Here is a 21209-nt window from a genome sequence, read left to right as displayed (position 1 = left end):
TCCTGTTATTGTTTTTTCCTCGCCCATACATGTATGTATCGGCCCATGGAGAGATAGGGTTCTTGGCGACACAGTTGCTGTTCTATTTTTAGAACATCTTCAGCGGTGTAGTCTCCCATGTATTGCATATTGCCAATGTAATCACTGAATGAACGAATGCCAGATTTGCCACATATTTCAAATCCCGCATCCTCTATCCATTGATACACTTCCTCTGGCTTCAGCCCTTTTTGTGGCTGAAGCTTAAATCTTTTTCTATGCGGCATGCCTTCAAGTACATGAGGAATATTGCCACATATGACGTTCTTAAATACCAATCCATGATGATTGTAAAACATGACAGAAGCGATACCACCAGGTTTCACTTGCTGTAAAACCGCTTCTAGAGCGGGTCTAGGTTCAGCTAACCATTCCATAACGGCATGAAACAACACCAGGTCTACTGGTTGACTCATATGTTCTGCAATACGCTGTACTGGACTATGTATCCAGCGATATTGCGAGAGTAGCCCGTTTTTTTCAACATCTGCCTTGGCCAACTTGAGCATTTCAGAAGAGAGGTCACACAATGTGATCTTGTGTCCTCTCTCAGCAATTCGTTGCGAAACTTGCCCTAATCCACCACCTGCATCTAAAACTTCTAGTTTTTTTCTTGTATCATCCAGCGCAGCGAGAGCTTGGGTTAAGTCTTCCCAAACAATAGTTTGGCGGATTTCACCCTTCTCTGAGCCGTAAATATTTTTTGCAAATTTGTGGGCGATATCGTCGAAATTTCGGTCTTGCATCACGGTATATTGAGTTAAGATAACCAGTTGTACAGCTATTCTGTCATATAAGTGACAGGAATAAAGGGGCAACTCCCTTTTTTAGCGTTAAGTGGTGTTTTTTCGGACTATTATTCTATGTTTGAGCTGAAAAAGGTTGTGTCTTCATTACTAATGCCTTTACCTGCCATGTTAATTCTTGGCTTCTTGGGCTTAGTTCTCATCATGTTTACGGCACGCCGTAAACTAGGAAGCCTGATTATTCTCGTGTCTCTGTGTGGGACTTTTCTTATTTCATTCCAACCCTTATCTAGCCGCCTGTTAATGCCACTTGAGCGCCAATACAGTGCGTTCTTACCCATTAATGAAACCATCGACTACGTGATGGTCCTTGGTGGTGGGCACGTGGTCGACGACCAAATTCCGCCCACTTCAGAACTGAGCCGAGCTTCATTAATGCGCTTAAGTGAAGGTATCCGGATTCTCAGAATGTATCCAGGCGCTAAATTAATTCTATCTGGTTATGATGGTGGTACCGGTGTCAGTCACGCTAGAACCATGGCGAAAGTTGCCCTTGCTTTAGGTATTGCTAAACCGGATATCATTTTGTTGGAAACAGCAAAAGACACATGGGAAGAAGCCCGACAAGCTGCTGGATTCGTGCAAAATAAGAAGCTGGTTTTGGTGACGTCAGCTAGCCATATGAAGCGCGCTATGCACGAATTTGAAGCTGCAGGCTTAAACCCACTCCCGGCGCCAACTAACTTCCTAGCACAAAAAGACATCGAGCAAGCATGGCAGAAATATACTCCATCATCTCGCTACTTGGAGCAAACTGAGCGGTACTGGCACGAGACCATGGGGTTAATATGGCAAAACCTTCGTGATTGGGTGGCTAACGAAGGTAACCAAGAGTTTTTACCTTCCGTTTCTGAGTTAGAGTCTTCTGAGGGTGTAGATAAGATCACTGAGCAAGACATTGAAGCGCAGCTTGCTCCTGAAGAACCGCAAGAAGCCGCAAACGCTCAATAAAAGTCAGGCACAAAAGAAAACGCCACACTTATAAAGTGAGGCGTTTTTTTCGACTATTCAAAAAGTCTAGTTGCAACGGACTTTATGTCATGATTGCAACAGAATAGAAAGCTAATCACCGGCGAACATATACCCTTCACCGTGAACAGTAATGAAAATCTGTGGGTTCTTCGGATCCAGCTCCATCTTCGCACGCATGCGACGAATTAAAACATCAATAGTGCGGTCGTTTGGCGCGTCAACTCGATGGCTAATCATATTAAGTATACGCTCTCGGCTAAGTACCTGGTTAGGATATGCCGATAGTGCTACTAAGAGTTCGTACTCTGCCTTAGTGAGTTTTACTGGCTCTCCATTGTTACTTAGCGAACGGCGTTGCTTGTCAAACACCCATTCACCAAAGTAAATCAAGTTCTCATTCTGCACCGATTCTTCAATAATAGGTTGTTTTCTGGCTAGAGAAATACGCCATAGCAAATTTTTGACGCGGACTAGGAGTTCCCTCAATTCGAATGGTTTCGTCACATAATCATCTGCGCCCATTTCCAAACCAACGATACGGTCGATACTATCTGTGCGACCCGTCACTAGAATGATGCCAATATCCGATTGACTTCTTAATTCACGCGTTAGCATCAGTCCATCTTCTTTCGGCAAGTTGATGTCTAACATCACCAAGTCGATGCTGGCTTCCTGTAGAATCTGACGCATTTGTTCGCCGCTCTCCGCTTCACTCACCAAGTAACCTTCACTTTCGAAGTAACCCGCTAGTTTGCTGCGCGTAACGACATCATCTTCCACTACTAGTACGTGATATTTCATGTCTTTCTATCTCAATCTTTCAATGACAGAGTCATTCTATTCATAATTAGTCACAATTCTAGCCTACATTGACGTGAATTGAAGAAAACTTGCTTTTTCTTGATTCAAAACAAATAGAAATCTTAACTTCAGATATGCAACAGAGATTTATCCAAAAACCTTGTTCCACATGACCATGTCTTCACAACCCTTCATTTTTCATCTTTTTTTTTCACATCAATGATTACTGTTGTTCATCTTTATTAGCTAAAATAGAGATAACACTTTTGGAGATAAGAAAATGCAAGAAATCAAAGCATTTAACGAACAACGTGCTGAATTATACTGGTGGCTTTCGAGCCTCTTTGCTAGAGAACTAACCACAGAAGAACTCGAGAAATATCAAAGCCCAGATATACGCGCTTTCCTTACTGGACTGGGTGAAAACCCAACACTATCAGCTCCTATCGCCTCTATGGTCGACGCACTAAACAGACTGCAAGTAAGAGAAGATGCCCAACTTGAGTTGTCTGCTGATTTTTGTGATCTGTTTTTGAAAACAGATAAGCATGGGGCACTACCTTATGCTTCTTTATATATTGGTGAGTCAGGTCTGTTAAACGACAAACCCGCTCAAGTCATGTCAGAGTTGCTTGCGGAGCACAATATTGCGGTAACTGAAAACTTAAACGAACCAGCGGATCATTTGGCTATTGAGCTCGATTTTCTCGGGAACCTCATTATTCGTTCCAACGAATTAGAGTCAGAAGCTCACATGAATGAGGCGATGGAGCAGCAAGCAGAGTTTATTGAACAACACCTGCTAACTTGGGTGCCACAATTCGTGACTAAATGTCAGCAGCACGATGAGTTTGGTTTTTACGCCGCGGTATCAACAGTACTTCAAGCACTCATCAAGCTAGATCTTGATTACTTAAAAGGTGATCAAGCCTAAGATTTTGAGGCGCATGTACTGTTTATCACTCACCGTTACAGACAAAAGTGCGCCTTATCTATAAATTTGTTGTATAAGTGATTGCTTGTATCAATGGGGAAGACTACAATCCGCCGTTTAAATGCAAAAGCCGCTTTGGTATTCAACAAGCACAATAATAATCTGTCGAACTGTTGAACCAAACCGCTGAAAAGCGGTTTTTTCATTCAGAATGCACTACTTATTAGGAACCCATATATTGGCTTCCAGAATTCGAAGCGGTATTGGCTATTAATAGCACTCCGCGATAAAAGGATATAGCTATGGCAACAATCAAAGATGTCGCCCGTCTGGCTGGCGTTTCAACGACCACCGTTTCTCACGTAATTAATAAAACTCGTTTTGTAGCAGAAGCCACACAAGAAAAAGTGATGGCAGCGGTAGATGAACTTAACTATGCACCAAGTGCGGTTGCTCGTAGTTTGAAATGTAACTCGACCAAAACGATTGGAATGCTTGTCACTCAATCTACAAACTTGTTCTTCTCGGAAGTCATCGACGGTGTTGAAAGCTACTGCTATCGCCAAGGCTATACTTTAATCCTATGTAACACGGGTGGTGTCTACGAGAAACAGCGCGACTATATTCGCATGCTCGCAGAAAAACGTGTTGATGGCATTTTGGTTATGTGCTCCGACTTAACTGAAGAGCTACTAGAAATGCTAGACCGTCATTCAGATATTCCGAAAGTGATTATGGACTGGGGCCCAGAAAGCTCTCAAGCCGACAAGATCATTGATAACTCGGAAGAAGGCGGCTATCTCGCAACTAAATATCTGATCGATAACGGTCATACTGACATTGCATGCTTGAGCGGACACCTAGAGAAAGCCGTTTGCCAAGAGCGTATTGTCGGCTATCAGCGTGCTCTAGCGGAAGCGGGTATCGAGATGAAAGATGACCGAATCTTAGAAGGTAACTTCGAATGTGATACGGCCGTGATTGCCGCTAACCGTATTGCAGCAATGGAAGTTCGTCCAACTGCCGTATTCTGCTTCAACGACACCATGGCATTCGGTTTAATGAGTCGCCTGCAACAATTAGGTGTAAAAGTTCCAGAAGATATTTCCGTTATCGGTTATGACAATATCGAATTGGCTGAGTATTTCTCTCCACCACTAACAACAGTGCACCAACCGAAGCGTCGTGTAGGTAAGAATGCGTTTGAGATTCTTCTAGAACGAATCAAAGATAAAGGTCACGAAAAACGCATTTTCGAAATGCACCCTGAGATTGTAGAACGTGATTCTGTCAAAAAACTCACATAATCCTGAAAAAAGTGCCTTTCTAGGCACTTTTTTTTGATCCTCATCCAATAAACTGAACGCTTTATTGTTTGTTTCGACACACTCTCCCGCACAAATCCCAATCGATTATCTGAAGCAATATCACACTTTTACCATACAACCGTCATAGATGTGAGTCATTTTCATTTATTCTAAATATGTCACGCACAGGGCAAACCACTTGAAAGGGTGGGACGCAAAGCCACCGGCCTAAACCAAATTTATTTGATAGGTAGCGGGGTTACCGATGGCAAAGGTATTAGCATTCTTTTGGTTTACCGCTAACAGAAGGCTGACACCCGTTTGCTATACTCTCGGACCTGATTTTGGTGACACAATCAATAACACCGAGAAAAGAATAAGCATGGACAATCCTATACTAAAAAACTCGATGCAATTGTTCGCTCAGCTTGGAAGAGTTAAGTCTCGTTCTATGTTTGGTGGATTTGGTATCTTTATTGACGATACCATGTTTGCATTAGCAGTGAATAACAAATTACATATCAGAACTAACCGTCAGACGATCGCTAAATTTAAGCAACTTGGCTACAAGCCATACGTTTATAAGAAGCGTGGGTTCCCCGTTGTCACTAAGTATTTCGCACTCCCTGAGGACTGTTGGCAAGATCAGGATGTTATCTTGACTCATGCTCGCTCTGCCTTAGAGTTCGCAAAAACAGAAAAAGTGCAACAGTCGGAAACAAAACCCAATCGACTCAAAGATTTACCTAATTTAAGACTGGCTACTGAGCGTATGCTTAAGAAAGCTGGAATTGAATCGGTATACGATCTGCAAGAGCAAGGTTCTGTGGAGGCTTTTAAAGCAATCCAACGAACTCACTCAAATACTGTAGGTCTTGAGTTACTTTGGGCGCTAGAGGGTGCCATTAATGGCACGCACTGGTCCGTGATTCCGCAAAATAAAAGAGAAGAATTGGCCAGTCTTATAAACTAGCCCTTATCGCTCTATACAAAAAATCAGCCTAACGGCTGATTTTTTTAGTTTATGATGAAAGTAAATCTATCCACGCCCTGTCTACTAAACTAATACAGAGTCGTCACAAGGACAGCATCATGAGCAAAAAGCTAATACTCGGAATCGCACTTCTCGCCGTCATTATCATTCTAGGTGTTAATTTTGGACAATATTTAACACTGGAAAATGCTCAGGCTCAGCAAGCTGCACTCAGCGAATATATCAGTCAGAATTTTGTTACTGCCGCATTAGTGTACTTTTTTGCCTATATTGCCATTACCGCATTCTCAATTCCGGGAGCTGCAGTCGTTACGTTACTAGGTGCCGCTTTATTTGGCTTTTGGACCAGCCTTCTTCTTGTCTCTTTTGCTAGTACCATTGGTGCAACCATTGCATTTTTGAGTAGTCGCTTTTTATTGCGTGACTGGGTTCAAAGCAAGTTCGGTTCAAAGTTAGAAACTATCAATAAAGGTGTAGAAAAGGACGGGGCTTTCTATCTGTTCTCGCTAAGATTGATTCCGGTATTTCCGTTCTTCTTAATCAACCTATTAATGGGCTTAACACCAATTAAAGTGTCAAAGTACTATTTAGTGAGCCAGCTAGGCATGTTGCCTGGAACTGCGGTTTACTTAAATGCCGGTACACAGCTCGCCAATATTAACAGTTTGTCAGGTATCGTTTCCCCAGCAGTTTTAGCTTCATTTGCCTTGTTGGGATTATTTCCACTGATTGCTAAGTGGATTATGGCGCGAATTTCTCGCTCACCACAGGTACAAGAATAATGAAGGTTTTTATTGGCAATAGTCCGACGGAGGCGCATATCGTTCAACAACAATTGAAAAATGAAGGAATCCTTTGTGAAGTTAGAGGTGAAGGGGTTTACACGCTTCGAGGTGAAGTGCCATTTGATGAAAATACCTTGCCTTATGTCTGGCTAATCGATAACAAACAACATGTTAAAGCGAAAGCTATCATAGCCGAGTGGCAAGAACAGTTAAAAGCAGATTTGGAAAAAAGGGATTGGGTGTGTCCAAGGTGTCATGAAGTGAATGAAGCGCAGTTTGGCGCCTGTTGGAGTTGCCAAGCGTTAGCGCCTACTGAGGTGTCACCGACTTAATAAAGGCAATTGAGTGACGATTGAACTCTTCGGGGTTCTCGACATTACAAACATGGCCACAATCTTTAATCTCTAATAGTTGGCTGGACTTATGTTCAGCCACCATTTCTTTCACCGGCTTGATGAACATGTAGTCTTTCTCACCCATTAGGTACAGGGTCGGAATCGGTAGTTCCCTCTCCTTGAAGTAACGATTCAGTGGGTTGACTTCCGTAGTTAGTCGATACCAACGCTTAAATTCGTTTTGGCACAGTTTCTTAGCTTCTCTAACAAACAAGTGGCGAGACTCTTTCTGTCCCCTCTGAGGCATCACAATGTACGCAAATAAGCTGTAGAGCCACATATAAGGGATTATGTGCTTACTCATGTTGCCAATTTTTACCAGTATTTGTGAACGTGTGTTAAAGCGCGTTACCGCTCCACCCAGAACCATCGAGCGCACTCTTGGCATTGCCAGTTCAGCAATATTGCGCACGATGATGGTACCAAGAGACATGCCGACAAAATGGGCCGATTGTATTTTAAGGTGGTCCAGTACACGAACGATATCCATTGTTACCGTTTTGAATGTGTACTTGTTGGCCATGATATCTTTTAAGAACTGATTTGATTTACCATGTCCACGCAAATCAATGAACAGTAAGTTGAAGTGCTCACGATAAGCTCGTATCTGCTTAAACCATATAGATGAGCTGCCCCCTGCCCCATGCACAAATACCACCCATTCATCACTTGTAGGATGGGTATACGTTTTATGAAATAGTAGGCTTTCGGACATAGTTCTCGGATTGGTTAGTAGTACGAAAATAAAGTTATCACAACTCTACACGTCTCAGGAGAAAATTGCGCGGAAATTTAGAAAAAATGATTTCCAATTGTGTCAAAAAATGCCAACAAGTGCATATAAAAGAGCGGCATTACGCCGCTCTTCCAATGATATTAGCTATGTGAGGCTTCAAGCGCCAAATCATACATTTTGATGTATTCCTTGGCAGATTCTATCCAGCTAAAGTCTTTGCGCATTGCTCGAAGTTGCATCTCACGCATCTCTTCTGGGTGTTGCAAATAGAACAGAAGCGCTCGCTGTAAGACAATCAACAGCGCGTCATGGCAAGGCTCATCAAACCCAAAGCCCGTTGCCTGCTGTGGATTGTCATCAAAGTCGATTACCGTATCTTTCAGCCCACCAACTTTACGTACAATAGGCAAGGTACCATAAGCCATACTGTAGATTTGGTTCAGACCACATGCTTCAAATTCAGAAGGCATTAGGAAAAAGTCTGAGCCAGCCTCTACTAGATGAGCAAATCGGTTGCTATACGCCTCTACAAACGCCAACTTATCAGAAAACTGCTCAGCAATATCGTTAAGATGGGAAGCGATTTGTGGTTCACCAGTTCCGATAATGACAACCTGAACATCGTTTTTCAGAAACTTATCCAATATTGGCAGTATGTAATGAAAACCTTTTTGGTGAGTCAATCGACATACCATGCCAACCATTGGAACATTGCGTTCTGGCAGCGATAGCTCCTTTTGCAACGCCTGCTTAGCGGCGAGCTTACCATTTAGCATTCTCTCTAACTCGTCGTCGTAATTGACCGGTAGAAAGTCGTCAAGCTTAGGGTTCCACTCTGAGTAGTCACAGCCATTAACGATGCCATGAAGATCTTTGGAACGATGAACAAAATCGTCTACCAAACCATGTGAACCTAGAGGGGTCACTAGTTCAGCGGCATAGTTAGGGCTTACTGCGTTGATTTTATCTGCGAAGGCAATTCCCGCACGAAGTGTGCTTACCCAACCGTCCCCATACTGTAGAAATTCCATTCCAGAAAGACGGAGTTCCGGAATGATTTCCAGCTGACTGTAGGAAAAGATGCCTTTAAAAATAGCATTGTGAACCGTTAGAACTGACTTCATTCCTGCAAAACGCTCGTCATCAGCGTAGCGTGTTTTAAGCAAGAATGGGATCAAACCAGTATGCCAGTCGTTGGCATGAACAATAGAAGGTCGAATACCGAGTTTCGGTAACACATCCAGACTCGCTGCAGCGAAGAAACCAAATCGTTCCCCATTGTCAGCATAAGCTCGATTGTGCTCAGCATACAATTCCGGCCTATCGAAGTATCGATCACATTCGATCACGAACACATCAACACCGTCGAGTTGCGTTTTCTTAACTTGGTACGGTGTATGTGGCCAGTGCTCTAGCTCCGTAGCTAGTACAAACTCATACTGATCCTTGTTAGGCAGTGACTGGTAACCGGGTAAAGTAATGGCTACATTTTTACCCAGTTCTTGCAGAGCTTTAGGCAGAGCCTTGGCAACATCTGCCAAGCCTCCACTTTTTACAAGTCCTTGCGCTTCTGAAACTGGAAACCATACATCTATGTTTCGCATTTTAGAATCCAACTTTCGTCCCTTTCTTGATGACTACAACGCCACCTGGGGAGACATGGAAACGTTTCGCATCCAACTCAAGATCTTCACCAATCACAGTCCCAGGGGCAATTTCTACGTTCTTATCAATGATCGCGCGCTTGATTGTACAACCAGCACCAATCTTTACGTCACCTAGGATAACAGATTCACTCACCACAGAACCAGCGGCAATATTACTTCTAAAACCTAATACAGAGCGATAGATTGATGAGCCACGAACATAACTACCGCCCGCAATCAAGCTGTCAGTAATCTTGATCTTTTGATGCTCAGCGTCAACGAACGTTGCTGGCGGCAATGGTGGATAATAAGTGTGAAGCGGCCATTTACGGTTGTATAGCGAGAACTGAGCGTCTTCTTGAAGTAGATCCATATGAGCCGCCCAGTACGAGTCGATCGTACCTACATCACGCCAGTAAGTAGTGTCTTTCTCACCGCTGATTTTGTTGGTAGAGAAATCATAAACATAGACATCACCTTCAGGGAACATCTTAGGAATAATATCTTTACCAAAATCATGGCTAGACTCAGTATTCTCGGCATCTATACGTAGCTCATTGCAAAGACTTTCTGCTTCGAAGATATAGTTACCCATAGACACTAACGCCATATCAGGGTGACCAGGAATTGACTTCGGGTTTTGTGGCTTTTCTTCAAAGCCAATCATTTTGCCTTCTTCATCAACTTCAATCACGCCAAATTCTGACGCTTCCTCTAATGGCATTCGCAGTGCTGAAACGGTTAGTTTCGCTTCCTTGCGTTTGTGAAAGTCTAGCATCTGACGAATGTCCATTTTATAGATATGATCAGACCCAAAGATACATACGTGCTCAGGATTGGCTAACTCGATAAAACGAACGTTTTGATAAATCGCATCCGCAGTACCTTCATACCAACGTTTACCATCACGCATTTGAGCAGGAATGGGGTCAATGAATCGATCGGTGATTCCCGTTAGATTCCAACCTTTACGCATGTGTTGATAAAGTGATTGAGACTTAAATTGAGTGAGGACATAAATTCGCATTAAGTCAGCATTGATAAAGTTGTTCAGAGCGAAGTCAATCAGACGATAGCTTCCTCCAAATGGTACCGCAGGTTTGCTACGTGATTCGGTTAAAGGACGTAGGCGAGAGCCTTCTCCACCAGCAAGAATCATTCCCAATACACCAGCCATTGATATCTCCGTTTTATTACAGCTTTTTTCCATTTATTGTCGGGTAGTTAAATTACATATGGGGGTACCCGACTTCTTTATTAACGGATGACAATGTCGATTATTTCATCGACCATTCAAACGTTGAATCTTGTATATAAAATAGGCTTGAGGCCAAGTTGTTTAATTATCAACCTAGGCCAACCATTTTTTTAATATGGTTTTTATCTAAATTATCGTTTTGAAATAAGATTACAATGCATCATGACGCATTATTTGGCATTGAACACAGTTGCATCAAAACTTATGCCTTTAATCACAGAATGGCATACCGACATCACCTTATCAACACATATTGTTAACATGCAATTCACCTCAACCACTCTTTGATGAAAACTGCCTGAAAAACAATGAGCTAAACTGCTATGACCAGTTTAATGGATATATATAGATAATGAATGTACTAAATATATACAATCATTTACAAAATTAAGGATTTAATAGTGAGGATAAAAAAACAGCACTCAAATGAGTGCTGTTAATTAGAACGTTCAGAGATTATTTTTTAGGCTTTTTACGCTTATCGGTAATTTCCCATTTACCATCAACATATAACCCCGTCCAACCCGATGGTTTACCGTCGATTTCAGAACGAACATAATTCTCTTTAGTCTTACGACTGAAACGAACTACCGTTGGTCTACCATCTGGATCTTCTGTTGGTGCATCCGCAAGATAGTGGAACTTCGGCGATAAACGTTCTTTGTATTTCGCAAGTTCACTTACAAGCGGTGCGCGAGTCTCACGAGATTTAGGGAAGTTGCTAGCAGCCATAAATAGGCCTGATGCACCATCACGCAGTACAAAGTAAGCATCCGAGTTTTCACAAGGAAGCTCTGGGAAATGAACTGGGTCTTCCTTAGGAGGTGCTATTTCACCGTTTTTAAGGATCTTACGGGTGTTTTTACAGGTCTCACTGGTGCAGTCCATGTACTTACCAAAACGGCCGTTCTTAAGTACCATTTCAGAGCCACACTTGTCACATTCGACCGTCGGGCCATCATAACCTTTAACTTTAAACTCACCCTGTTCAACCACATGGCCTTCACAATTTGGGTTATTACCGCAAACATGAAGCTTACGCTTATCATCAATCAGATAAGCATCCATTGCCGTCTCACAAATTGGGCAACGTTTCTTAGCACGCAGAGCTGCCGTTTCGACGTCTTCTTCAAGAACGTTAATAATGCCTTCTTCATCACCCAAGTTAATCGTCGTTTTACAACGCTCTTTAGGTGGTAAAGCATAGCCAGAACAGCCCAAGAATACGCCAGTTGAAGCAGTACGAATACCCATAGGGCGTGAACATGTAGGACATTCAATTTCTGTCATAACGATATGATTTGGCTTCATACCGCCATGCTCTTCGTCTTGTTCAGCTTTGCCTAAATCAGTAGTGAACTCTTCGAAGAATTCGTTCAATACATTTTTCCAGCTTGCATCACCTTCGGCGATTTGATCGAGCTTCTGCTCCATGCGAGCAGTAAAGTCGTAGTTCATCAAATCAGTGAAGCTGTCATCAAGACGATCGGTCACTATCTCACCCATCTTCTCAGCATAGAAACGACGCTGGTCAACTTTTACATAACCACGATCTTGAATCGTTGAGATGATTGACGCATAAGTAGAAGGACGACCAATTCCACGTTTCTCTAGCTCTTTAACTAAAGCCGCTTCGGTGTAACGTGCGGGTGGCTTGGTAAAGTGTTGCTTAGGATCTAACGTAACAAGGTCAAGCTTATCGCCCAGCTGTACTGCAGGAAGGATAGCATCTTCGTTTTTGCCCATTGGACGCTGAACACGAGTCCAACCATCAAACTTAAGAATACGTCCCTTCGCTTTCAACGTATACTCATCAGCTTTCACGCTGATCGTTGTGGAGTCGTACTTCGCTGGTGTCATTTGACACGCCACGAACTGATTCCAGATAAGTGCATATAGCTTATGAGCGTCGGCTTCCATACCTGAAAGATCATCAACTTTCACGTTAACGTCTGAAGGACGAATCGCTTCGTGCGCTTCCTGAGCACCTTCTTTGCTTCCGTAGAAGTTTGGCTTTTCAGGAAGATAGGCACCACCAAACTCACTATCAATATAACCACGGACTGCATCAACGGCTTCTGTACTCAAGTTGGTAGAGTCGGTACGCATATAGGTAATATAACCCGCTTCATACAGCCTCTGAGCCAGCATCATGGTCTTTTTAACACCATAACCTAGGCGCGTACTTGCTGCCTGCTGCAGTGTAGAAGTGATGTAAGGTGCTGATGGCTTACTTTGAGTTGGACGGTCTTCACGTTTACATACTTCGTACGTCGCCTTGTCCAATACAGAAACAGCGGCTTGCGCTTCTGTTTCATTAGATGGTTTGAACGCCTTGCCCGCTTTTTGTGCAACTAGTAGTCGGAAATCTGTTTTATCCGAAGTTTTAGTATCCGCATGAATATCCCAAAATTCTTCTGGGATAAACGCATTAATTTCACGCTCACGCTCTACGAGAAGCTTAACGGCAACTGACTGGACTCGACCAGCAGATAGGCCTCGTGCGACCTTCTTCCAAAGAAGCGGAGACACCATAAAACCAACAACACGGTCTAAGAAACGTCGTGCTTGCTGTGCATTCACGCCATCCATATTCAGTTCACCAGGATCTTGGAATGCCTGTTGGATCGCGTTTTTGGTAATTTCGTTAAATACTACTCGTTTATATCGCTCTTCATCGCCACCGATGATCTCACGAAGGTGCCATGCGATAGCCTCTCCTTCGCGGTCCAAATCGGTTGCGAGATAAACATGGTCAGCGTCTTTCGCAAGTTTTTGTAGCTCGGCAACTACTTTTTCTTTGCCAGGCAATACTTGATAGTTTGCTGCCCAATCATCATATGGGTTAATACCCATTTTTTTAATTAGCGCTTTGCGGTCTTTTTCTTTTTTAATACGTGCTTTTTCTTCAGCACTTAAGCCTTTTGTAGAGACAGCTGCTGCTTTTTTACCAGTACTTTGCCCTGCAGTTGGTAAGTCACGCACGTGACCTACACTCGACTTCACTATAAAGTCTTTACCGAGGTATTTGTTAATGGTTTTAGCCTTAGCGGGTGACTCCACTATAACCAGTGACTTTCCCATAATGACACTAACGTCCTATATCACATTGCGACATTTAATCGCACGATGTTCGAAATTTATGCTTCTTTTTACTATTGAGCGAGAACAAAAGAAGATCAACCAGTTTTTTTGCAATTAGATTCTGATTGCTCGACAAATGTCCGATCAAATAGAACTCATCGCTTGAAAAATGGCGCAATATTAAACGCCATTTATGATTGTTGCCTAGCAACATTCACCAAAATTTGTTGCTTATCACAAATTGCTGCTAACTATAGCCGAGATATTTGTCCTTGCAAAATGTGTTGGCACTCATACACTACGCGGTAATGTTTTATATAGAGGACATCAATATGTCACAGAAAACCGCCATCACAGAGTTTGATTTGTTGCTCATCGCCAACCAAATCATTCAGGAACATGATGATTTCATTGAAGGAATGCGTGCAGACAGCGTCGAAGAAAAAGACGGTGTCCTAGTTTTCAAAGGTAACTACTTCCTCGATGATAAAGGGCTACCAACCGAGAAAACAACGGCGGTATTTAATATGTTTAAATACCTTGCACACCACCTTTCGAAAGAGTTTACTCTACAGAACTAAATAATAACGCCCCGATTCAGGGGCGTTATTATTCACTATGTTACTGGCTTAAATCTGCCAATTTATCAAAGTAGTCAGGGAACGTTTTTGACGTACACTTAGGATCGTTGATCGTCACTGGTGTGTCACTCAACGCAACGAGAGAGAAACACATTGCCATTCGGTGATCATCATACGTGTCAATCGCAGCATGTTTTAGGTCATCGGTTGGCTCGACGATAATATAGTCTTCACCTTCTTCTACTGTAGCACCTACTTTTCTCAATTCGGTAGCCATAGCCGCAAGACGATCTGTTTCTTTTACTCGCCAGTTATATACGTTACGAATTGCAGTTGTGCCCTTTGCAAAGAGTGCCGCCGTAGCAATAGTCATGGCGGCATCAGGGATATGATTATAGTCCATATCAATACCCACTAATTCACCTTTACGACACAGAATGTAGTCATCACCCCATTCAATCTCTGCACCCATTTTTTCTAGTGCGTCGGCAAATCTAATATCACCCTGAATACTGTTCTTACCGATACCCGTCACCTTTATCTCACCGCCTTTAATGGCTGCAGCAGCAAGGAAATAGGAGGCTGAAGACGCATCCCCTTCTACCAAAAACTGGCCTGGAGACTGGTATTGTTGACCACACTTAATAATAAACTGTTGATAGTCACGATTTTCAACTTTGACACCAAACTGCTCCATTATATGCAGCGTAATATCGATATATGGTTTTGATACCAATTCACCGACTATTTCGATAGTGACATCAGCCTTTGCTAGTGGTGCAGACATCAAGAATGCTGTTAAAAACTGACTGGAAATGGAACCATCAATTTTGACCAGTCCACCTGTCAAACCGGTACCAACGATCTTTAGAGGCGGATAGTTTTCTGCTTCTAGATATTCGACGTCCGCACCAGCTTGCTTAAGCGCATCAACCAAGTGACCAATGGGTCTTTCCTTCATCCTTGGTTCGCCAGTAAGAACATATTCGCCTTCACCAAGGCAAAGCGCAGCTGCTAGAGGACGCATCGCAGTACCTGCATTGCCAAGAAATAGTTCTTTTGGTTCCGAGACACTGAATGGTTGACCTAAACCTTTAACGATGCATTGAGTTTTATCTTCGGATAACTGATACTCGACACCCAAACTGGTGAGGGCGTTAAGCATATGACGAATATCATCACTATCTAGAAGATTGGTGAGTGTGGTCGTACCTTCTGCCAACGCAGCAAGCAATAAAGCACGATTCGAGACACTTTTTGAACCTGGAAGGTTAACCGTTCCGGATACTTTTTGGATGGGTTGGAGTGTTAAGCTTTCCATTAGTTGAATCTAATCCTTTGTAGACACTTCAGTCCTTGTAATGAAGCGTCTTAAATAATTCTTGGTAGTTGCAGCGTAACTAAAATACAAGGTAAACACCAGAGCTAATACACCGCTAGATGGTCAATATCTCGACACTCAGTACTAGCCAACTAGTACTAATGAAAATTAATAAATGAGTCGGTATTGTTTATAATTAATAGAAAGGAACGCGACATTACAGCACTATGACGATCTACCTGACAGAACTAGACAGCAATGACTTTACATTTCCCTCTCCTTTCGAAGCGCTTGATGAGCCCAATGGCTTGCTAGCGTTTGGCGGTGATCTCAACCCACAACGACTGCTGTCTGCCTATCAACATGGTGTTTTCCCTTGGTTTGGCCCAAATGAACCACTTCTATGGTGGAGTCCAGCCCCGAGAGCCGTATTTGATCCATCTCTTTTCCGTCCGGCAAAAAGCCTGCGTAAATTTCAGCGCAAAGCAGATTATCGAGTCACGATGAATACATGCACATCGCAAGTCATAGAATATTGCGCAAGTACACGTCCTATCGAAGAAACTTGGCTAAATGAGGATATGCGTTCTGCGTATGGAGAGTTAGCAAAAAAAGGTCATTGTCATTCCGTCGAAGTTTGGAACGATAATGCCCTAGTTGGTGGGCTTTACGGACTTTCCATTGGCCAAGTCTTTTGTGGCGAATCGATGTTTTCTCTGGAAACTAATGCTTCCAAGATTGCTCTCTGGTACTTTTGTCATCACTTTAAAAACCATGGAGGCAAACTCATCGACTGCCAAGTTATGAATCCGCACTTGAACTCACTAGGAGCACAAGAACTGACCCGCGAGCAGTTTATAACGGCTTTGCATGATTTACGCGAACAAACCGTACAAGATTCCTGTTTTTCTCAACAAGAGCTATCATTTCCTATACAACAGGAGATGAGTTGATGAACATGGCTGTCCAACAGATCCGAATTGGTCTGAGTCGCAAACAAGACTGTAGCTATTTGCCCGCTCAACAGGAGCGAGTGGCTATTGTTTTGGAAAAAGAACTGCATGAAGCCAATCAATACGAAATGTTATTAGCTAATGGCTTTAGAAGAAGTGGGGACGCCATTTATAAGCCTCAATGTGACCATTGCAGTGCCTGTCATGCGCTCAGAGTAGCTATCGATGATTTTAAGCTATCTAAGAGCCAGAAACGTCTGCTTGCCAAAACCAAATCATTTCACTGGGAGATAAGACCAACGTTAGATGAAGAATGGTTTGATCTTTACTCTCGCTATATTGAGAAACGTCATTCAACAGGCAGTATGTATCCACCAAGACAACAAGAGTTTTTTGAGTTTGCACAGTGTTCATGGATGACCTTGCACTATCTGCACATCTTTGACGATGATAAGCTGATAGGGATCGCCATCACCGATATTCTCTCTGATAGCGCCAGTGCTTTTTATACCTTCTTCGACCCTGACTATACGTTATCTCTCGGTACGTACGCTGTATTGTGTCAAATTGAATACTGCCAACGATATAACAAACAATGGCTCTATTTGGGCTACCAAATAGATGATTGTTCAGCAATGAACTACAAAACACGGTTCCAACGTCATCAAAGGCTAGTAAATCAGCGATGGCGAGGGTAGAATACACCGCAACTTTACTTATTAAGATTTTAACGGCACAATGCCTGCCGTTAAAACGCCGCATTTCGAAAGAGGATTAAATGGCTAAAGAAGACGTAATTGAGATGCAAGGTACAGTCCTTGATACTCTACCAAACACAATGTTCCGTGTTGAACTAGAAAACGGTCACGTAGTTACTGCGCACATCTCTGGTAAGATGCGTAAAAACTACATCCGTATCCTTACTGGTGACAAAGTAACTGTAGAGATGACTCCATACGACCTAACTAAAGGCCGCATCGTCTTCCGTGCTCGTTAATCTCAACGTTTAAACGAACACAAAAAAACGGAGCTTAGGCTCCGTTTTTTGTTATCCACTAAGTAGCGATTCAGATGAAGAAGCGCTAGTGATGCGCTTCTGCTTCTTCCTTAGCGCCTACATATTCAAACGCTAAATCATCATCTTTAAGGGACACTTTCACTGTTCCGCCATCAACCAACGAACCAAATAAGAGTTCATTCGCCAGTGGTTTCTTAAGCTTGTCTTGGATAACACGACCCATAGGTCTTGCACCCATTGTCTTGTCGTAACCCTTAATCGCAAGCCAATCGCGAGCATCATCAGACACTTCTAACGAAACGCCTCGAGAATCCAACTGCGCTTGAAGTTCAACAATAAACTTATCAACCACTTGATGTATAACCGTGTCATCTAGGCTGTTGAACCAGATGATACCATCAAGACGGTTGCGGAACTCCGGAGTGAACACACGTTTAATGGCACCCATCGCGTCTGGTTTGTGATCTTGTTGAATCAGACCAATAGATTTCTTCTCAGTCTCAGCAACACCTGCGTTACTCGTCATTACCAAAATCACATTGCGGAAGTCAGCTTTTCGGCCATTGTTATCCGTTAGCGTACCGTTATCCATGACTTGCAGTAGCAAGTTGAAGATATCAGGGTGCGCCTTCTCAATCTCATCCAGTAATACTACAGAATGTGGATGCTTGATAACCGCATCGGTTAGCAATCCACCTTGATCGTAGCCTACATAACCTGGAGGAGCACCGATCAAACGGCTTACTGAGTGACGCTCACCGTACTCCGACATGTCAAAACGAAGCAGCTCGATACCCAATAGCTTAGACAATTGAACGGTCACTTCCGTTTTACCAACCCCAGTTGGGCCAGCAAACAAGAATGAGCCAACAGGTCTATCATCATTACCTAATCCAGCGCGAGTCATCTTGATTGCTTCACAAAGCACGTCAATGGCTTTGTCTTGACCAAAGACCAGCATCTTCATCTTGTCATCAAGGTTTTGAAGAATATCCTTGTCTGAAGAAGATACAGACTTCTCTGGAATGCGTGCCATCTTAGCAACCATCGCTTCGATATCCGCCACACCAACCGTTTTCTTACGACGGCTCACCGGAACCAAACGACTGCGTGCGCCCGCCTCATCGATAACGTCAATAGCCTTATCAGGTAAATGGCGCTCGTTGATGTACTTCGCTGACAATTCAACGGCAGCACGCAACGCTTTGTTAGTGTAACGAACCTCGTGGTGCTCCTCATATTTAGGCTTAAGACCCATCAAGATCTTAGTCGTATCATCTAAAGAAGGTTCCACTACATCGATTTTCTGGAATCGACGAGATAGTGCACGCTCTTTGTCAAAAATGTTGCTGTATTCTTGGTAAGTTGTAGAGCCAATACAGCGCAGTTTGCCGCTGCTTAGAAGAGGTTTAATAAGGTTTGCTGCGTCTACTTGTCCACCAGAAGCCGCACCTGCACCGATAATTGTATGGATCTCATCAATGAACAGAATGGCGTCATCTTCTTTTTCCAATTGCTTGAGAATCGCTTTGAAGCGTTTCTCGAAGTCACCGCGGTATTTAGTACCTGCAAGTAGCGAGCCTATATCGAGAGAGTAAATAACACTGTTTTGGATAACATCTGGCACTTGGCCTTCAACGATTCTCCAAGCCAAACCTTCAGCGATAGCAGTCTTACCAACACCGGCCTCACCCACCAACAATGGGTTGTTCTTACGACGGCGACATAGCACTTGAATCGTACGCTCAAGTTCTTTATCGCGACCAATAAGAGGGTCTATGTTGCCTGCTTTCGCCACTTGGTTCAGATTCGTTGCAAAGCTTTCAAGACGATCTTCACCGTTGGCTTCTTCAATGTTCTCACTACCGCCACCAAGTGAGCCACTCGATGGTTCGTCACCAGTTGGACCGATGTTTTTGGTAATACCGTGAGAAATAAAATTAACGATATCTAAACGGCTAATGTCATTTTTCTTAAGAAGGTAAGCAGCATGTGATTCTTGTTCACTAAAAATCGCTACTAAGACGTTAGCGCCTGTTACTTCACTGCGCCCAGAAGACTGTACATGGAATACGGCGCGTTGAAGAACACGTTGGAAACTTAAAGTAGGTTGTGTTTCTCGCGTGTCGTCGGCATCAGGGATAAGAGGAGTTGTTTGATCAATGAAAATGTCGAGCTCATTACGCAGATTCTCTAAATTTGCGTTACAAGCAGTTAGTGCCTCTTTAGCCGAGTCATTTTCCAACAAAGCTAAAAGGAGATGCTCTACGGTCATGAATTCATGTCTTTTATCACGAGCACGAGCAAATGCGCCGTTCAGACTCGATTCTAATTCTTTATTAAGCATAAGTACCTCCTAAGGAATGACAAACGTCATTCATGCGAAAATTAGGCTTTTTCCATGGTACACAAAAGTGGGTGTTCATTTTCCCTTGAATACATGGTCACTTGAGCAACTTTCGTTTCCGCGACTTCGGATGTGTAGGTGCCACAGACAGCTTTACCTTCATAATGCACCGCTAACATCACTTGAGTCGCTTTGTCTTCGTTGAGTGAAAAAAAGCGTTCCAAGATTTCTACTACAAAGTCCATCGGCGTATAGTCATCGTTGTTTAACACAACGTTGTACATTGCCGGCGGCTCAACCTTAGTTTTTTCTTTCTCCAGTAAGTCTGAGTCTGGAGTCACCCATTCAAAATTTTTACTCATGGCCAAATGTTGAGAGTTTTCTTTTAATTACAAAACACTGTGCTGAATTTCAATGCTAAAAGCGTCGCTAGAAACACCTGAGAGCCAACACTCAAAAAACATCTCTATTAAGAGACTAATGCACCAATTGTATCGCTGCAAACAAAACAATGCTATTAGTGTGTGTCACATATGAGCCAAGTTGAAAAAACTTTCGCCTCCCTCATAAATAGAATACATGAAGCTCATGCAAACAGAAGATAGATTTTGCACTTTTGTTAAAACCAAAGCGCATATGTATAGAATATGTAGTTATTTATACGACTTTCCTATTGACTCCGCTCAATGTTTGACTACAGTGGTTAATTAGTGACTAAAATTTAACAAGTTTTGCATCGGTATTCCCCACAAAGTAAGAATACCCTTACAGCAAAAAACACATTCAAAACGGATGAATGTGGTATAGAGCCACGACTTAGGTTGTGGTTAGTTATTTTGAATCACAGCAAAGAAGAAGCAAACACGATTGGTCAGTGTCTTCAAAGCGACTTCAGTAACAAAAAATGCATGAGGGATGTATAGCATGGCTACAGGTACAGTAAAATGGTTTAACAACGCCAAAGGATTTGGGTTTATTTGTCCAGAAGGCGAGGATGGTGACATTTTCGCACACTACTCCACTATTAAGATGGATGGCTACCGTACTCTGAAAGCGGGTCAACAAGTGAATTACGAAGTAGAAGAAGGGCCAAAGGGCTATCACGCTAGCTCAGTTACGCCTGTCGAAGGTGACATAGCGAAGTAGTTTCACAAAACAATCACCCATTACAGAAGACACGACCTATAAAAAAACCACCTTTCGGTGGTTTTTTTATGCCTTTCACAATTCGA

General features: G+C 42.9%; 20 protein-coding genes and 1 riboswitch. Of the genes, 11 read left to right on the top strand and 9 right to left on the bottom strand.

All coding sequences use genetic code 11. From position 1 onward, the window contains the following. Window positions 1-5: 5 nt before the first annotated feature. A complete protein-coding gene (cmoM, locus tag OH456_RS13345) occupies window positions 6-788 on the bottom strand; it encodes a tRNA uridine 5-oxyacetic acid(34) methyltransferase CmoM (RefSeq protein WP_038223139.1) in 783 nt (260 codons plus the stop codon). Window positions 789-902: 114 nt separating this feature from the next. Between cmoM and elyC the strand changes: the two genes are divergently transcribed. Next, window positions 903-1796 carry an envelope biogenesis factor ElyC gene (gene elyC, locus OH456_RS13340; protein ID WP_006074954.1) on the top strand — a complete coding sequence of 298 codons (894 nt, stop codon included), beginning with the start codon at window positions 903-905 and terminating at the stop codon, window positions 1794-1796. A gap of 111 nt (window positions 1797-1907) precedes the next feature. On the opposite strand, the gene torR is transcribed toward elyC, so the two are convergent. After that, a complete protein-coding gene (gene torR, locus OH456_RS13335; protein ID WP_006074953.1) occupies window positions 1908-2618 on the bottom strand; it encodes a two-component system response regulator TorR in 711 nt (236 codons plus the stop codon). Window positions 2619-2898: 280 nt separating this feature from the next. Here torR and torD point away from each other — a divergent pair, with 280 nt between their 5' ends. From torD to OH456_RS13310, 5 genes are all read left to right on the top strand, one after another. Next, on the top strand, window positions 2899-3552 hold the full coding sequence (gene torD / locus OH456_RS13330; RefSeq protein ID WP_006074952.1) for a molecular chaperone TorD: 654 nt from the start codon (window positions 2899-2901) through the stop codon (window positions 3550-3552). Between the two features lie 302 nt (window positions 3553-3854). Further along, window positions 3855-4859 carry an HTH-type transcriptional repressor PurR gene (gene purR, locus OH456_RS13325; RefSeq protein ID WP_006074951.1) on the top strand — a complete coding sequence of 335 codons (1005 nt, stop codon included), beginning with the start codon at window positions 3855-3857 and terminating at the stop codon, window positions 4857-4859. Window positions 4860-5038: 179 nt separating this feature from the next. Then, window positions 5039-5126, top strand: a riboswitch (cyclic di-GMP riboswitch). 115 nt (window positions 5127-5241) lie between these two features. Next, complete coding sequence (locus OH456_RS13320; RefSeq protein WP_006074950.1) at window positions 5242-5832, top strand: TfoX/Sxy family DNA transformation protein; 591 nt, start codon at window positions 5242-5244, stop codon at window positions 5830-5832. A 119-nt stretch (window positions 5833-5951) separates the two neighbouring features. Further along, window positions 5952-6635 (top strand): TVP38/TMEM64 family protein, encoded by a 684-nt coding sequence (locus OH456_RS13315; RefSeq protein ID WP_006074949.1) that lies wholly within the window; start codon window positions 5952-5954, stop codon window positions 6633-6635. Beyond that, window positions 6635-6970, top strand: a complete 336-nt coding sequence (locus tag OH456_RS13310) for a putative signal transducing protein (protein WP_006074948.1) — start codon at window positions 6635-6637, stop codon at window positions 6968-6970. Before OH456_RS13315 ends, OH456_RS13310 begins: the two co-directional genes overlap by 1 nt. Here OH456_RS13310 and OH456_RS13305 read toward each other — a convergent pair. From OH456_RS13305 to topA, 4 genes are all read right to left on the bottom strand, one after another. After that, the gene (locus OH456_RS13305; RefSeq protein ID WP_006074947.1) at window positions 6948-7748 is read right to left on the bottom strand and encodes an alpha/beta fold hydrolase; all 801 of its coding nucleotides are present in this window, start codon (window positions 7746-7748) and stop codon (window positions 6948-6950) included. The two genes, OH456_RS13310 and OH456_RS13305, sit on opposite strands and share 23 nt — an antisense overlap. A gap of 161 nt (window positions 7749-7909) precedes the next feature. After that, window positions 7910-9373, bottom strand: coding sequence for a glycogen synthase GlgA (glgA, locus tag OH456_RS13300; protein ID WP_038223135.1), 1464 nt, complete (start codon window positions 9371-9373; stop codon window positions 7910-7912). A gap of 1 nt (window position 9374) precedes the next feature. Then, the gene (gene glgC, locus OH456_RS13295; protein WP_006074945.1) at window positions 9375-10592 is read right to left on the bottom strand and encodes a glucose-1-phosphate adenylyltransferase; all 1218 of its coding nucleotides are present in this window, start codon (window positions 10590-10592) and stop codon (window positions 9375-9377) included. A gap of 537 nt (window positions 10593-11129) precedes the next feature. After that, window positions 11130-13757: a type I DNA topoisomerase gene (gene topA, locus OH456_RS13290; protein ID WP_270033650.1), complete on the bottom strand. Its 2628-nt coding sequence runs from the start codon at window positions 13755-13757 to the stop codon at window positions 11130-11132. Between the two features lie 332 nt (window positions 13758-14089). Between topA and OH456_RS13285 the strand changes: the two genes are divergently transcribed. Further along, complete coding sequence (locus tag OH456_RS13285) at window positions 14090-14338, top strand: YciN family protein (protein WP_031494484.1); 249 nt, start codon at window positions 14090-14092, stop codon at window positions 14336-14338. 40 nt (window positions 14339-14378) lie between these two features. On the opposite strand, the gene aroA is transcribed toward OH456_RS13285, so the two are convergent. After that, window positions 14379-15659, bottom strand: coding sequence for a 3-phosphoshikimate 1-carboxyvinyltransferase (aroA, locus tag OH456_RS13280; RefSeq protein ID WP_198558057.1), 1281 nt, complete (start codon window positions 15657-15659; stop codon window positions 14379-14381). Window positions 15660-15886: 227 nt separating this feature from the next. Between aroA and aat the strand changes: the two genes are divergently transcribed. The 3 genes from aat to infA all read left to right on the top strand — a co-directional run bounded on the left by aat (window position 15887) and on the right by infA (window position 17609). Beyond that, window positions 15887-16612, top strand: coding sequence for a leucyl/phenylalanyl-tRNA--protein transferase (aat, locus tag OH456_RS13275; protein ID WP_198558058.1), 726 nt, complete (start codon window positions 15887-15889; stop codon window positions 16610-16612). Then, entirely contained in the window at window positions 16612-17310 is a 699-nt protein-coding gene (locus OH456_RS13270; RefSeq protein ID WP_198558059.1) for an arginyltransferase, read from the top strand. Before aat ends, OH456_RS13270 begins: the two co-directional genes overlap by 1 nt. Before the next feature lie 80 nt (window positions 17311-17390). Beyond that, the gene (infA, locus tag OH456_RS13265; protein ID WP_006075347.1) at window positions 17391-17609 is read left to right on the top strand and encodes a translation initiation factor IF-1; all 219 of its coding nucleotides are present in this window, start codon (window positions 17391-17393) and stop codon (window positions 17607-17609) included. Between the two features lie 85 nt (window positions 17610-17694). On the opposite strand, the gene clpA is transcribed toward infA, so the two are convergent. Both clpA and clpS read right to left on the bottom strand, forming a co-directional pair. Next, entirely contained in the window at window positions 17695-19977 is a 2283-nt protein-coding gene (clpA, locus tag OH456_RS13260; protein WP_006075346.1) for an ATP-dependent Clp protease ATP-binding subunit ClpA, read from the bottom strand. Between the two features lie 41 nt (window positions 19978-20018). Beyond that, a complete protein-coding gene (clpS, locus tag OH456_RS13255; RefSeq protein WP_031494481.1) occupies window positions 20019-20339 on the bottom strand; it encodes an ATP-dependent Clp protease adapter ClpS in 321 nt (106 codons plus the stop codon). 562 nt (window positions 20340-20901) lie between these two features. Here clpS and cspD point away from each other — a divergent pair. After that, window positions 20902-21123, top strand: coding sequence for a cold shock domain-containing protein CspD (gene cspD / locus OH456_RS13250; RefSeq protein WP_006075342.1), 222 nt, complete (start codon window positions 20902-20904; stop codon window positions 21121-21123). The last annotated feature ends 86 nt before the right edge of the window (window positions 21124-21209 follow it).

The organism is Vibrio sp. La 4.2.2 (assembly GCF_027586995.1).
Classification (GTDB): domain Bacteria; phylum Pseudomonadota; class Gammaproteobacteria; order Enterobacterales; family Vibrionaceae; genus Vibrio; species Vibrio mediterranei.
Note: the sequence above shows the minus strand (reverse complement) of the source record. Positions and strands in the feature narration are given on the sequence as shown.